This is a genomic window from Vulcanisaeta sp. JCM 14467 (assembly GCF_001316245.1).
Taxonomy (GTDB): Archaea; Thermoproteota; Thermoprotei; order Thermoproteales; family Thermocladiaceae; genus Vulcanisaeta.
Genome location: NZ_BBDM01000001.1, coordinates 261,135 through 275,598 on the forward strand (window position 1 = coordinate 261,135; position 14,464 = coordinate 275,598).

Here is a 14,464-nt window from a genome sequence, read left to right on the forward strand (position 1 = left end):
TCACATTCAATTTTTAATAAATTATTCAGGGGGTATCTCAGCATATGCCATTGATATATCTATGCCGTACCTCCTCAGATTCACGTAACGCGTTACCAAGTACATAATCACGCCCAGGATCACGGCGCCAAGCTCCACGCCGTAGGCTAGCCAATTACCGCCCCAGATCTGTGGGTATGCCAGGAACTCATAGGTTAGGTATGCCATTACTCCTGCCATTAATGCACCAGATACCGCCAAGATGACCCTCGATCTATTGCTCATGCTGAATGATGAGTATCTGAGGGTGGCTATTACAACGGCGGCCATGCCCACAGCCATGTAGTAGATTATTGCCTCAACAACCGCACCATAGAGTGCCGTGAATGTGTTGTAGAGGAGCCCTGCGGCTGCGATTAGTATGGCTGTTACCGCTAAGTCGAATAGGTGTGCGTATATTGGTGTTCCGAACCTTGGGCTTAGGTATGCGAAGGCGCTGGGCCAAACCCTGTCGAAGGCAAGGGCAAACCAATACCTAACAACCACAATAGCACCATAGGCAAGGACTGCTAAATACCATGTTACCGAGGAAATACCGATGAACCAGCTCAGGACCTCATTACGTGAGGCTACCATGGCTATTGTCCAGAAGTTAATAACGCCGTTAAGATTTGGGTTCGATAATGCCGCCGTCACGAACTTAAAGCCAAGCGAGTAATACATCGCCTCAAAACCGAGAGTTAGGAATATTAACGTGAATAGGAATGCCATAGGCACGTTCCAATGAAGCGCGTTCTTACCCCTTATTTCCGAGGCAATTGCAGGTCCCGCATTTAACCATGGATAAACATAGATTGCGAAGAAGGGCAATAACATTAATGCCGTATTTAGGGAGAAGTACGGGCCTGAATAGCTACCAGCAACCTTAGCGTATGTATACCCACTTGGCAGTAAGGTCGATATTGCACTAACGATTTGGGATTTAGGTGTCGTAAAGAGAATTATTATTGCGATTATTAATCCGAGTAGTGATATCGTGGTTAATGCCGTCATCAACCTAATGCCATACTTAGTACCCAATATATTCACCAGGACTATCACTGCGAAGAAGCGATGCCAATGATAATTTCCTGAATCACGGTGAATGAGGCATTAATCCCCAATATCGGTAACACAGACTCCAACTGAAAAACTGCGGCAAAGGCTATTAGTGCATAATACGTTAAGCTCTCTATTATGAAACCAAAGACGAGACCATTAGTCAACCAGGCTAGCCTCGGCCCTAATGCCCTGCCTAGCCATACATAGTCCCCACCAACCCTCGGTATATACCTAATGAGAGTTGAGTAAACAATTACCTGCGGCAGTGCAAAGAGGGCCGCTATGAGGGATGCATATACTAGGTTTGCGCCGGCTACCGTTGGTAGGGCGGCTAATGTGAAGCCTATGGATGCGAGGGCGGCCCCTATTGACATGTTGGCGATGTTTATTGAAACAGCATCCCAAAAACCAGCCTCCCTAACCAAACCCGTAGACTCCCTAATGAAGACTTGGCACTCCTTATCCATCGTTATAACGCTTATTTTAAATAATTTATAAATCCTTTGTTTGTTTATATCGTTTATTGTTTAATAATTTGATTAAACAATAAGTTAAGGCATACTTTATAAACTGGCAAGTGATGCTGTAGTGCCGTGTTTGAGGTTGAGGTGAAATATAGGGTTCCAAGTCATGACGTAATTAAAGATAAATTGAAATCATTAAATGCGAAATTCCTTGAGCACACTGAGGAGACTGACATATACTTTAATAGTCCGGTGAGGGATTTCGCGAAGACTGATGAGGCGCTTAGGTTAGGGTTTATGGCGATGGCACTGTAGTACTAACGTATAAGGGCCCGCGCATTGGGAGTATTGGTAAGACGCGTGAGGAATTGAGTGTTACTGTCAATGACCTTGAAAGCCTTCTTGAAATTCTCAGGAAACTTGACTTTAGGGAGGTGGCTAAGGTAGTGAAGAGGAGGGATATTTATAATTACGAGAACTTCACAATCTACGTAGATAGTGTTGAGGAGTTGGGTAGCTTTGTTGAGGTTGAGACCATGGTTAATGATAAGGAGTTGATAGATAAGGCTACCGAGGAGGTGCTCCAGCTTGGGAATAAGCTTGGCCTTAGGAGGGACTGGATTGAGAGGAAGACGTACCTTGAACTAATGCTTGAGAGACAGGGTTTGAATAAACCTTAATAATCACATATGTAGCACTTACTGTGCAATTTGACAATGTCGTAATAATCGAGGATGACTATAGGAATTATTACCCATTATCAATCAGCACGCCACTTAGTGACGTAATAATTGGCGGTCTTCGGTATTACGAACACGTAGTACTATGGTTGATGAACCTTGGATATGACGCCAATATATACGTAGTCACCCGCGATTACCTAGCTAGGTATTGGCAGGGAATCGCTGACTCAATACTATCCAGGCTCAACCTGAGGTATTCGGTGAGGTATGTACACAGTGCCGAGGATATAAATGGAACGACCCTATTAATACATACGTCATTAATCCCACAAATAGATGCATTAAACAGGTTAATTAATAATATGGAGGTGGGGACTGAGGTCAGGTGCGGTGATAGGGCCCTTCTCGGAATAGTTAATGAATGCACAACAGGCATTAGGGACGTGATTAATAACTGTGATTTACCCATGGCCGGCGGTGTTTGGTCCATAATTAGGTGGAATACAGAATTACTCCGCAGCAATTCCAAGTACTTAATTAAGGTTATTGGCGATAAGACCCTGAATTCCGAAATATCGAGGAACGCCGTTATCGATGAGAGGGCAGGTGATGTAATAGCGATAAACGCTGCCGTTGAGCCGTTATCCTACGTTAAGGGTCCATCATTGCTTGGCCCAGGCTCCAGGGTACTGCCTCATGCATACATCAGAGAGGGTACGGTCCTATACATGAATAATGCGGTTGGTGGTGAGGTTAAGAACTCGATAATGGATATGCACAGCCTTAAGGAGCACTTTAGCTACCTGGGTGATTCCTACGTGGGTAGGTGGGTAAACATTGGCGCTGGTTCGGTAACTTCGAATCTAAAGAATACGATTGGTATCATCAGATATATGGGTGTTGACACGGGCATGATTAAGCTCGGCTCGGTAATAGGTGACTGGGTTAAGGTTGGGATTAACACATCGATAATGAGTGGCAAGTACATTGCAGGGGAGTAGTGTCGTCGGCCTAGTTAGGAGGGATATACCACCATTCAGTATGTGCATTAACAGTGAGTGTGAGAGGATTAGGGTTGAGAAGGCTGTGGAGGTTTATAAGAGGTTTGTTGAGTTAAGAAGGGCTAAGGCCAATGAGAATGAGGTGGCGCTGATTAGGGCCGTATACGAATTATCACTCCATGAACCTCCTCTTTAACTCCCTCTTCTCAAGTTCGTTAATTACGAGTACCAACTTATCAATATCGCCTATCTTCGGTAGGAACTCCTCAATATCGTCAATCCTAACCCTACTAGACAGCGCCAGTACGGCTAACTTACCATACCTACTAACGAGCTCTGCCGTCCTATTTATGTACTCAATGAGCTCATTATCCTCAGACCTAGCCCTACCCTCCCTCCACCTCTCCATAACCTGCCTAACCTTCTCCTCATCAATCTTCAACGCACCAAGTCTCTCTGAGCCACACCTTGGGCATTTGGGCTTGTCTGGCAAGTCCTTATTCCTGATTGAGCCAATCCAGCCGCAGTTGAGACATACCAATGTCATTGATTCATTTAATAGCCTAGCCTTAACACTCTCCCTAATCAATTTGTCAAGTCTCTCCGGTGCCATCACCTCAAGCCTATGGCTTATCTTATCAACTATCTCCCTACTCATTGGACTGAACTCACTTCTCTCAATAGTTACTAACTTCCTCTCATTATTAATTAGTGACTTTAGGAACATGTACGCATTATCCAGGTCGAAATCCCTCGTAAGGACCTCCTTAAGGGTCTCTGTGAATACTGGTGACCCCTTATAAAGCTCCACCAGGTTCGTTATTGCTAAATCACTCAACTCCCTATCCTTCTTAATCACATTAAACCTACGAGCCACATGAACAAACTTCCTCTTGAAGATCCCAGTCCTAGTTATGGCCCTCATTGCATAATCAATGAACGTCTTCTCATCCATGCTGCAACATCCATTATCGTATGAAGGATTAACGCCGTGTCGATGCCAGGCCTCGGTAATTGTATTACCACTGCATATGCATCCTGCTGAACACCCACTGGGTAACCAAGTCTCTCTGTTAGTACCTCACCGAGTATTCTGGCTATCGTCCTATTAACCAATGTGCCACCATGCGTGTAAAGCACGATTAAGTCACCAACACGCTCAAGGAGAACCAACCTATGTGACGGTATTGGGACCCCACTCTCCATGTGTTCCATTATTTTATTTACCACGTACCTAACGGTATCCCTCGAGACACTAAGCTTCAACGCGAATATGTCAGCCGTTACCTCAGGCCCAACCTTACTCACGTAATTACCTATTTCCTCCTTAATACTACCCACGTCCTGAGCCACCTCAAAGGGTACTGGAATCTCCTCGCCAACCCACGATGGTATTGCGCCTATCGTGTCCTTAGCAGGCGCCACGTAGATGGTATCACCGACTATCTTCTGCAGGACCCAAACGCCACCCCTGAACACGAACTTTACGCCGGGCTCTCCATACTCGGCTACGAATGCCTCATCAAGCACGCCAATTGGCTCTTCATTTACCTGGTTAATCACTAGGTAGTGTTTTTCGTCAGGTATCATGGACATCTGATCAAAGAAGTACCTATACATCTCCCTCCTAGCCCTAACACCGCTTGGCTTTAGTACAACACCCTCATCCTCAATTAAGTAGGCAAGCCTTGGGTTCAATACCTCACTCATGAACCTGAGGATGCCCTTGAGCTCCTCAATAGATAACTTCCTGTATGGGTAAGCCCTCCTTATTAAATCGTAGAGTTCATCAATGGTCCACCTACCCTTAATCATTAATAAACTAACTATTTGATGAACAAGAACATCATATGGCTTTTCAGGGATTTGCGTGGCCTCGAGAAGCCCTGCCTTAGCCCTATTTATTATTGCCACAGCCTCAAGTGTATCGTTCAAATCCTCAGTTATTACCACGCCCCTCGGTACTTTATCAAGCCTATGACCGCTCCTACCAATCCTTTGGACAAGCCTAATAACCTGGTGCGGCGATAGGTACTGTATCACGAAATCTACGTGACCAATGTCAATACCCAGCTCAAGGCTTGATGTCGCTATAACGGCCCTTAACTTACCATCCTTGAAGGCCCTCTCGGTGGTTATCCTCGAAACCTTGGACAACGAACTATGGTGTATGCCCACTGAGTCATAGCCAAGCATTGTGAACCTATACATCAGTAATTCCGCCATTGACCTGGTGTTGACAAACACAATAGTGGCACCATTACTATTCACCAGGTCCTTAATCACCCTCAGCCTAGCGATGGCATCTGGGTATAGGTAAGCGTTCCTCGCCATTTCCTCATCCTCCTTAGTAGGCTCTGGGTGCAGTACGTCCATCCTCATCTCCCTAACAATACTTGACTGCACTATGTCGCACTCATCATCGTTACCAACGAGGAACTTGGCGACCTCCTCAGGGCTACCCACGGTTGCTGATAAGCCAATTATCTGGGGCTTCCTACCAATTAGCCACTTAATCCTCTCAAGGGTTAGTGCCAATTGCGTACCCCTCTTATCCTCGGCGAACTCATGAATCTCATCAACAATTATCCACCTAAGCTTCATCAAGTGCTCCCTCAACCTCTTACCAGCGAGCATTGCCTGGAGTGTTTCAGGCGTGGTTATGAGCATCTGTGGCGGATCCCTACTCTGCTTAACCCTATCATTCTGGTCCGTATCCCCATGCCTAACACCAACCTTAATACCAACCCTCTCACCCCACCAAACAAGCCTATCAAGCAAGTCCCTATTCAATGCCCTAAGGGGCGTGACGTATAGTATGTATATGCCCTTATCACTAAATTCGCCCTTATCCATACCCCACCTAAGCATTGAGAGGACTGGTAAGACAGCAGCCTCCGTCTTACCACTACCCGTTGGCGCTATTATCAATACGTTACGCCCACTCAAAATCTTTGGGATAGCTAACCTCTGAGGCTCAGTAGCCCTCAGGAAACCCTTCTCAATCAATGCTGATTGAATTATGGGGTGAAGTAACCTATAGGCATTGTCCAGCTCCTTAATAGTTACAGAAGATTTAGCATCGTAGTTGCTCATCACACCGACACTATTCAATTAGCACCATGGACTTAACCCGTTTTAAACCATTTGCTTTAGTTAAAGTGAAAGACAAATCCACGAAACTTATAAATAGAGATCAAGAGTACTTTTTAGATATTATCTTTAACAACAACGTAAACCTAATATTAACCCAGACACTAAGTTGCATTAATGCTTAAATGCGGTGCCTGTGGTTCAACGAGGGTGACTGTATTAATTAATGGAAAACCATACTGCACGTATTGCGGGGCCAAGATACTAAGGACACACTTGGTAAGGACGTTAATTAATATGAAGAGGGAGGGGTTGATAACGTCGATAGTGAATGTAGAGGGCTACGCAGATCCCTAGTGAGGAAACTATAATAAACCAGAGAGAGACGTTCCCTTAATGATGACTAGGTATAAATTAATAATATCATTAGCTTTATTTACGATTACCCTAGCCATAGTTGTTTCACCATTGGTGGTGAATTCCACAGAAGATAATTACTTCATAATAACGCAATTAAACAATAAAATTGAGCAGGCATTAAGTAGCTGCGGAATAAATCCATCAACGGCATTCATCTCGAGTTCATCATCTCCAATAATAACGAATACCACAATAATGTTTAGTCTAGGCTTAAGCAATAATTACAGTGTCACAATTACAATGAGACTCGCTAATAGTCAGTTACCAATTAATGAAATAAACATAACAATAATCACCAAAGAAGGCCATACATGCAATTCAATGACAATACCAATAAGTAACACTACCGGGGCGTATGGCTATGTTGTACAAAGATCTGGGTACTTCGTCGAGATATTATCATATAGTGGATCAGCGCCTATTATAACGAACAGCTCAAAATCGTTGATAGCCTACGGTACAAGGATTAATTCTGCAATCATTATACCAACAATGATGGGCAATATAATATGCAGTACTGGCTCACCCTCCACGCCCATATATATAATTCACGCGCTGAATAGCCCAATAATGTATGTGATACAGCCATCTAAGCCAATTACATCCTTACTATGTAGGTACAGCCAGACATTAAGTAGTAGTTACCTACTAATGGCGATTCTCATCAGCATTGCTGTAGCGGTAATTTACGAGACGGTGTTACTAATGGTGAGGATTAGCCGACTAAAGATTATTCAATAACCAATTACCTAAGGACTTAAATGCCCTGGCCCTATGGGATAACCTATTCTTAATGCCAATACCCAATTCAGCAAAGGTCTTGTCATAACCCTCGGGTATGAATATTGGGTCGAAGCCGAAGCCCTCCGTACCCCTAGGCTCCATCGCTATCCTACCACTAACAACGCCAGTGAATAACTTAATACCAACCTTAGGACCGCATAGCCCCACCACGGACTTAAAGTATGCCGTCCTATCATCAATGTCATTCATTAGCTTTAGAATCCCCGTGAGCCCTATCGTTTTATAGACGTAGGATGAGTATGGGCCTGGAAAACCATTTAACCGGTTTATGAATAGGCCGTCATCCTCAACCACATAGTAGTCGCTAACATTATCGCTGCATATGCCTTGAAGGGCATTACTAACTATGTCCTCAAGGTTATCGCTCTGTATCTCAACCTTTTTATGGCTCTTATCAATCAGGAGGTCTATGCCAAATTCCTTAAGTACTGACGAGGCCTCGCGGAACTTCGCCTCATTGCCTGTTACGAAGAATATTCTCATACTCACTGCTTTTTATGGTTGCGTATTTAATAATTTTAAGAGGAACCTATTGAACGCTAACACCGCTGTAGTCAAGGACCTTCTTTAATAGGTCGCTTTCTGGAGGAACGCCTATGAACTCGACATTACCAGCCTCCTGATCCTCCCTCTTAAGTACGACTGTTGGCACTGCCGTTACTTGATACATATCTGCAATATCACTCTCCTCATAGGCCTCCACGGTTATTGAGACCACCTTACCCTTACTATCATAGGCGAACATATTAGCCATTAGGACTGCGTATGGGCAGTATGGACATGATGGTGTGACCACGGTCATAACCTCAACCCTCTTACTATTACTTGAGTTTATCAACGCCTCAAGGCCCTTCTTAGTCCTCGGTCTCAACTTCGTCTCACCAACGGATATCCTCACTATGGTCTCTATGAATGCCCTAACCTCCTCACCAAGCGGTGCGCCTAGGTACCTAATTGCGCCATCCAGCAGGTATATGACGGGGACCCTCTGCGGCTCAACATTATACTTGGTGAATGTATCGCTATTTTCCTCATACTTTATCTTCTTAAGTATTAACTTACCAGGTGGTGCTAACTCAGCAAGTAGGTCTAGCAGCTCCTCCGTGGGTACGCACCAATTCGTATCCCTATTACCGCAAGTGTTGCTTGTGAAGAATAGTACCTCGACTGGGTTCTTCATTTGTGAGAGTATCTCCTTTATTATCTCCTTAGTCTCTTCATCAACCTCTATGTGCGGTACCTCTGCTGTACCTTGAGGCTTCTCGAAGGGTGTTGCGGACATTCTACATTCGTAGGAAGTAACCCCTATAAAAAGTCTTTTTTTTCCCATTATTTTCAATAATTAAGGTATTCACGAGCTCTTACTCGATTACTTACGAGACTTCTTCCTAGCCTTCCTCCTCTCGCTCTTGGCCTTCTTGCTCTTCCTCTTCTTCCTTGATTTTTTTAGTCTTCCTGGCCTTCTTTGTCTCACTCACGACCTTATCAATTAACTCCTTAATCACACCATTGGAGATCCAGGAGTCAACCTTACTGATCTCATTATCTATCACGTCATTGATCATTGATTGACCGACCTGATCAACACTAATTAATAGCACCCTGGCCAGTGCTTTGCCTCGGTCAAGACTTATGATGCTCGTGAACTCCTCGCCAAGCTTCTCCTTAATGTACTTCTTCAACTTCTTATACTTCTCCTCGCTGAAGTCCTTTATATAAAGGGCTTCTGCAAGTGTTGATTGGTCATCCTTAATGAATATGAACTTCAAATCATCGTTGCCGACCTCCTTGATTACGTCCACGTCATCGATGATTAAAAAGCCTTAATAAATCTTATACCAACACGGATTATGCAATCAACGGCGCTAATCAGCACTTAAAGGATTCCTCATCAGATCAGCGAGGTGAAGCATCCTCACCACAGTTCATATTCAGGGCGTGTTTAAATATCTTTTCACCTGCGTTGCATGTAAGGCTTGATTACTCATAAAATTCATAATCAACATCACCAGTTAACACAGGTAATATGCAATCCTCATCCTCATTAACGAAGTATAGCCTATTGCCTGGAGCAGCATCCCTAAGTAGGTTGATTACCGCACCCCAGTTCCTACGTGGCATGTAAACAACTACGTGAAATCCCTCCTTTTTATTGGAGAAGTCCGTACTTATTAACCACGTACCGTACAGGGTAACCGAGTACTCCGCGTTATACCTCCTGCCATACCCACCATAAATGCTTGCATTGAAATCCTCCCTAAGCCTCACCTGCCCATCGGTGAATAGGTAATCCATATCCGTGATGCTCACCCAATCTGGGTACTCATCGAATAGGTGAATTATCACCAGGTCACTGCCAATACTCCTGACCAACTCCTTAATCCCACTCGCAGCCTCCTCAAGGGTTGTACCACCAATGCGCGGTGTTGGTAGGTAGTCCCTGATTGCGCCTGCCTTAGCATTTATTGTTATTAATTCGTGATCCAGCTCGTGCTCGCTAATGTAATCAATTATGCGTGGCATGATACCCTGTAGGTAAGCCTCCCTACCATGAATGCTTACATCAACCTCACGACGTATCCTCCTCCTCTCGCGACCGCTAACCCTAAATCTAATCGATGACTTAATAGTAATGCTTATCTCCGGATCACCGCTGGATCGCTCAAGATATATCTTCACATCATTTGCCCTGGAGTTTATTAAAACCTCCACAACCCTATCCCACTCGTCTTCATTCCTCACTATACTCATTCTCATCACCACACTCCCACTCAGAGGATCCTACTCTCCTCCTCTTCACGCATAATCTCCTTCATTATACGTTCCTCCTCCTGCTCCTCCAACTCCCTTTCCTCCTCATCAAGATCCCCAATCGCCACATTCTTACGACCAACAACGCCCACCACGACCCTCCTAATCCTAGCCCAATAATCCCGCGGCGCCCTGACTGTTATTGCCACATCCTCATCCTCCTCGGTGGGAGGCTCCACTTGAATTATATAAGTGGGTTTCGGCACAACCTCATAGAAGAAGGTGAATTCATTACCGTGCCTATGCACCGACCAAAGCCTGACCTCACCATCAGTGAATATGTGACTATCACCTCTAATCTCTATGTCGTCCTTATCCCTCCTCGTCCCAAGGCTTAAGTAAACGCCAGTGTTACGGAATGGTAATAATAAGTCCCTAATCATTGACAATGCACCCTTAAATCGTGTATTATTATGGATATTTACGTTCGCTACAAATTCTGCGAGTGAACCGGCCTTATTAATGACTTGGCAATTATGAAAGGATTGGCCATACCCGTAAATATATTCCACTGCCTGCCTCGCTAACTCACGTAATTGGTGTGGTGGAGCCACAATATTAATATCCATAAATGACGAGCGATACTCCAATTTCGACCTTCCATGCGTTAGCCTAATATCATCAGAGACATGAATACTTCCTTGAATCCTCGGCTTCCTTCCCTTGTATAAGGTTATGAATAAGTCCGTGGGCCTATACTCATTGATCCACTCGAGCACCTTACTCCACATGAGCGAGGGATTAAGCACCATAATTTAATTATCCACCAGGTATTTATTAAGGTAACCATATTTTCAATCCCTCAAGAATCATATCCACCTTTCAGCAATAATCACCACAAATGTTTTTAACCCACGAAGTTAGGACATAATTGATGATGCAAGGACTTAAGTACTGACCCGGTGAGGAGGAACCCACGTGCTGAATTTAAACCGTTTAAATGCATGTGAACATTGCTACCCTAGATGATCGGTCCATTAACATAAAATTAATGACTTAAATACTATGGTAGATGTTATAGATATTAGGGAATAAAAACTATCTAACTAACACTACGTTACACAAGACCTAGGCGGCTGAGGAGGTCGTACGCGTTATACTCAGGGGTTAACTTAACGTAGGCCTTCTTCTCACCGGTCATTGTTATTAACGTGTTAACCTTCTCCACCTTAACATTATACGTTTTCTCAATGTAATCCCTAATCTCCTTCTTACTGGCGCTCCTCGGCACAACAATTGTTATCTTATTCTCCCTCTCAGCGAGCCTAAGGCTCTTCTCTGTAAGCACAAACCTCACGATCATGCCCCTCACCCCATGAACAAGCCCTTACGCAACTCCTCAATAGCGCCCAAGGTCCACACGGTTAACCTACCAGGGACACCGCCAGGTGCTAGATACAGGACGCTTAGGTTCCTTATGGGGACTGCATCAACGCCGGGCAGGTTCCTAGCAACCTTAATGATTGGTGCATCGGCTGATGACGTTACGATTAGCAGGCTCTTACCCTCCTTATACTTCCTACCCCTCATCTTACCCTTACCAGACCTAACCCTAACTCTCTCAGCAACCCTCTCCACATCATCCCATAGGCCCAACGTCATAAGCACCTTCTTTAAATCAGCCATAACACTAATCCTCTCAAAATCATCACCAACAATAAGTGGTATCTGAGGAACCTTATCAATGACGTGGCCCCTAGCAATAACTAGGTCCTTTATTGCCGTGGCAGCTATGGCTGACCTAATGGCCTTCCTACGCTCCCTCTTATTAATTCTCTCATGAAGGATCTTCTCAACCTTAGGTGGGTGAGCTCTCCTACCCTTAACTACGTTTGGCGCAAACCTGGCCGTGGGCCATAGGCTACCCTTAACCCTAGGAACCCTTGCTAAACCAAGCCCTATGCCGAAGCTTATAGCCGTAGTCCTCTTACCAGCCATTGGATCCGTGCCCTTTGGTTGAAGCCTAGCCGTAAATGCACTAATGTAGGCCCTCAGTATTAGGTCGGGCCTTATTGGCTCAAGGAATTGCTGCGGCAGTGAGATCTCGCTTACGGCATTGCCTTCTAGGTTAAGTACCTTAACTGTGGTCGGTACTACGTACTTCGGCTTTATCAATGGTGATAGGTCTAGGGATACCATGCTCATGCACCCTGCAACGGCTGTGTTGATAGCCAGACTATTTGAACCTTACCGGTTGGGTATGTCGGTGGCCTAGGCCTCACTGGGAACCTAAGCGTCACAAGTCTCTTAACGACACCAGGCACTGTACCCTCAAGGACTATGTACGGGCCTTAATAACGCCGTAGTGCGGGAAGCCCGAGCTCGGCGTGACCTCGGCACCGTTCATTCCTATCCTAAGTATTCTCTTGTTATACTCAGTCCTCTTATGAAGACCCATCTGGCCTGGTCTCGGCGTTGTGAAAGCTAGGGCTGGGTTCTGCGGGCCAATGGCTCCAATCCTCCTATAACCCTTCCTATGCTTATGCCACTTGGGCAGTATCTTCACGTTAAACCTCTTCACAACACCCTGCCAGCCCTTACCCTTAGTTACCGCCGCCACGTCCACGTACTGGCCCTCGCTAAACACGTCGTTAATGTTTATGTCCTTACCAAGTATTGAGTCTGCGAACTTAACTATCTGGTTCATGTCGTCAACGCCGCCTATTGGTATTTCAAGGATCTCGGGCGTCTTCTTACCAATGCCGCTAAGCCTTGGTTGCGTGGCTACTATTGCCCTGACCTCCGTAATCACGTCAATATTATCGAGGATCTTCTTCATCATTTCCTCCTTATTGAACTTCTCGGGTAGCACCGGTATCTTCCTCAGTACGTCCTTAGGCACATCGGCATCCAAACCTCACCTAGGCTAAGCTTTAGGTTCTTCCATGGATCGTATGTGTAAACCCTGAAGGCCAGTACCTTAATTGGCGGTGCATCCAATATGGTGACTGGCCTAACAACCTCCTTACCATAGAATGGGCTCGTGGGCCTATCATCAATGACCACCGCATGGGCCATGCCAGCCTTATACACTGCAAAGCCGAGGAGTATGGGCTTACCAGGGTGTGGGTCAGGCCAAACCCTGAACTTAGCCACTAGGGACTCGGCACGCTTCCTTGGGTAGTAGCCATGGATCCGCGCTTGGGCCTATGAATCTTTAAACCCATAGTTCAGCCCTACGTAGTCACAACCCTATTTAAAAATTATTAGTTCCCTGGGTATTAGGGCAAGGACTCACGTAGGTACCTAACCAGGTTAAGTATTGACAATACGGCTATCACCGCCTCCTCAGTCCTCACGGTCTCAACGCCCTGACCAGGTATGAAATTAATGAATGGGTACTTCCTCAATACCTCCTCCATGTCCTCGGCCTTAAGTATCTCATCAACGCCGTGGTAAGGAGAACCAAAGACCACAAGCACCCTATCCCTACTCATGGCGTTCCTCACGTAATCCATGGCATCCTTAATGCTCACGCCCTCCCTACCCGTTAAAATCACGTAATCATAAACACCAAACAGGTTGTTCAGATCCATGACCTCCGCCTCAAAGCCCCAGTAAATATTTAAGCGATCCCTTGGAATTGCGTGCGCCCTGTACGTATCATCCCTCGTGTTGGTACATCAATCTGAACAACAACCCTGGTACCCAGGGGCATTGGTCTCGGAACCTTTGCGTAGACCCCATCACCAATCTTAATTATTGAGAAGTAGCCATCCCACCTAACGACAACGCCCTCCCTATACTCACCCCTCTGCGGCTTGCCCTCAGGTGCGTGGTTAGGTGTCTTCAGTGGTGGTAATAAACCCGCGTACTTAAGGTCCTTATCTAGCTTGAATAGGTCCTTCCTTAGGTATGGCGGTGTGGCGAGGTACTGCAGGTTCTTCATTATGAATTCAGCCCTATCCCTCCCACCGGCCAGTTTATGCCTGTAAATGATTATTTTACTTACCTGGAAAATTGCGGCACCCCTACCCAGGTAACCGATCTTTCTAACGGCCTCCCTATCATCTGGTGACTCAGCAATGAAGTCGCTGGGTATTGCAATATCAATTATTGGTTTTAACCTTGGCACCCTCATTTTTAACTCACTATTTACTTAATGAAT

Annotated in this window: 17 protein-coding genes and 2 pseudogenes; 5 read left to right on the plus strand and 14 right to left on the minus strand. The window is 45.3% G+C overall.

Annotation, left to right across the window (positions count from 1 at the left end; all coding sequences use genetic code 11):
• Positions 1-21: 21 nt before the first annotated feature.
• Positions 22-1,080 (minus strand): hypothetical protein, encoded by a 1,059-nt coding sequence (locus tag JCM14467_RS01555; protein ID WP_252900378.1) that lies wholly within the window; start codon positions 1,078-1,080, stop codon positions 22-24.
• Positions 1,077-1,547, minus strand: a complete 471-nt coding sequence (locus JCM14467_RS14900; RefSeq protein WP_252900379.1) for a hypothetical protein — start codon at positions 1,545-1,547, stop codon at positions 1,077-1,079. Before JCM14467_RS14900 ends, JCM14467_RS01555 begins: the two co-directional genes overlap by 4 nt.
• Before the next feature lie 141 nt (positions 1,548-1,688).
• On the opposite strand from JCM14467_RS14900, the pseudogene cyaB reads away from it, so the two are divergent.
• The 3 genes and pseudogenes from cyaB to JCM14467_RS01570 all read left to right on the plus strand — a co-directional run bounded on the left by cyaB (position 1,689) and on the right by JCM14467_RS01570 (position 3,424).
• A pseudogene (cyaB, locus tag JCM14467_RS19595) lies at positions 1,689-2,224 on the plus strand (class IV adenylate cyclase).
• Positions 2,225-2,247: 23 nt separating this feature from the next.
• Positions 2,248-3,228 (plus strand): hypothetical protein, encoded by a 981-nt coding sequence (locus JCM14467_RS01565; protein ID WP_054848872.1) that lies wholly within the window; start codon positions 2,248-2,250, stop codon positions 3,226-3,228.
• The gene (locus JCM14467_RS01570) at positions 3,203-3,424 is read left to right on the plus strand and encodes a hypothetical protein (RefSeq protein WP_252900381.1); all 222 of its coding nucleotides are present in this window, start codon (positions 3,203-3,205) and stop codon (positions 3,422-3,424) included. The genes JCM14467_RS01565 and JCM14467_RS01570 overlap by 26 nt, the downstream gene beginning before the upstream one ends.
• On the opposite strand, the gene JCM14467_RS19705 is transcribed toward JCM14467_RS01570, so the two are convergent.
• The gene (locus tag JCM14467_RS19705) at positions 3,401-4,183 is read right to left on the minus strand and encodes a hypothetical protein (RefSeq protein WP_342765427.1); all 783 of its coding nucleotides are present in this window, start codon (positions 4,181-4,183) and stop codon (positions 3,401-3,403) included. The two genes, JCM14467_RS01570 and JCM14467_RS19705, sit on opposite strands and share 24 nt — an antisense overlap.
• Positions 4,150-6,342, minus strand: coding sequence for a DEAD/DEAH box helicase (locus JCM14467_RS01575; protein ID WP_342765428.1), 2,193 nt, complete (start codon positions 6,340-6,342; stop codon positions 4,150-4,152). Before JCM14467_RS01575 ends, JCM14467_RS19705 begins: the two co-directional genes overlap by 34 nt.
• A 156-nt stretch (positions 6,343-6,498) precedes the next feature.
• Here JCM14467_RS01575 and JCM14467_RS01580 point away from each other — a divergent pair, with 156 nt between their 5' ends.
• Positions 6,499-6,678: a TFIIB-type zinc finger domain-containing protein gene (locus tag JCM14467_RS01580; protein WP_054848874.1), complete on the plus strand. Its 180-nt coding sequence runs from the start codon at positions 6,499-6,501 to the stop codon at positions 6,676-6,678.
• A 39-nt stretch (positions 6,679-6,717) separates the two neighbouring features.
• The gene (locus JCM14467_RS01585) at positions 6,718-7,482 is read left to right on the plus strand and encodes a hypothetical protein (RefSeq protein WP_252900383.1); all 765 of its coding nucleotides are present in this window, start codon (positions 6,718-6,720) and stop codon (positions 7,480-7,482) included.
• Here the strand turns inward: JCM14467_RS01585 and JCM14467_RS01590 are convergent.
• The 10 genes and pseudogenes from JCM14467_RS01590 to JCM14467_RS19715 form a co-directional block, all read right to left on the minus strand.
• Positions 7,465-8,028: an XTP/dITP diphosphatase gene (locus JCM14467_RS01590; RefSeq protein ID WP_054848876.1), complete on the minus strand. Its 564-nt coding sequence runs from the start codon at positions 8,026-8,028 to the stop codon at positions 7,465-7,467. The two genes, JCM14467_RS01585 and JCM14467_RS01590, sit on opposite strands and share 18 nt — an antisense overlap.
• A gap of 46 nt (positions 8,029-8,074) precedes the next feature.
• Positions 8,075-8,827 (minus strand): protein disulfide oxidoreductase, encoded by a 753-nt coding sequence (gene pdo, locus JCM14467_RS01595; protein WP_054848877.1) that lies wholly within the window; start codon positions 8,825-8,827, stop codon positions 8,075-8,077.
• Between the two features lie 106 nt (positions 8,828-8,933).
• Positions 8,934-9,347, minus strand: a complete 414-nt coding sequence (locus JCM14467_RS01600; RefSeq protein WP_252900384.1) for a hypothetical protein — start codon at positions 9,345-9,347, stop codon at positions 8,934-8,936.
• A gap of 178 nt (positions 9,348-9,525) precedes the next feature.
• Positions 9,526-10,305 (minus strand): hypothetical protein, encoded by a 780-nt coding sequence (locus JCM14467_RS01605; RefSeq protein WP_252900385.1) that lies wholly within the window; start codon positions 10,303-10,305, stop codon positions 9,526-9,528.
• An 11-nt stretch (positions 10,306-10,316) separates the two neighbouring features.
• Positions 10,317-11,108, minus strand: coding sequence for a hypothetical protein (locus JCM14467_RS01610; RefSeq protein ID WP_054848879.1), 792 nt, complete (start codon positions 11,106-11,108; stop codon positions 10,317-10,319).
• A gap of 305 nt (positions 11,109-11,413) precedes the next feature.
• On the minus strand, positions 11,414-11,659 hold the full coding sequence (locus JCM14467_RS01615; RefSeq protein ID WP_054848927.1) for a 50S ribosomal protein L23: 246 nt from the start codon (positions 11,657-11,659) through the stop codon (positions 11,414-11,416).
• Positions 11,660-11,664: 5 nt separating this feature from the next.
• Positions 11,665-12,501: a 50S ribosomal protein L4 gene (gene rpl4p, locus JCM14467_RS01620; protein ID WP_054848880.1), complete on the minus strand. Its 837-nt coding sequence runs from the start codon at positions 12,499-12,501 to the stop codon at positions 11,665-11,667.
• A pseudogene (locus tag JCM14467_RS01625) lies at positions 12,498-13,523 on the minus strand (50S ribosomal protein L3). The gene rpl4p and the pseudogene JCM14467_RS01625 overlap by 4 nt, the downstream one beginning before the upstream one ends.
• 54 nt (positions 13,524-13,577) lie before the next feature.
• A complete protein-coding gene (locus JCM14467_RS19710; RefSeq protein ID WP_342765429.1) occupies positions 13,578-13,892 on the minus strand; it encodes an RNA methyltransferase in 315 nt (104 codons plus the stop codon).
• A gap of 29 nt (positions 13,893-13,921) precedes the next feature.
• Positions 13,922-14,437 carry a putative RNA uridine N3 methyltransferase gene (locus JCM14467_RS19715; protein ID WP_342765430.1) on the minus strand — a complete coding sequence of 172 codons (516 nt, stop codon included), beginning with the start codon at positions 14,435-14,437 and terminating at the stop codon, positions 13,922-13,924.
• Positions 14,438-14,464 lie beyond the last annotated feature (27 nt).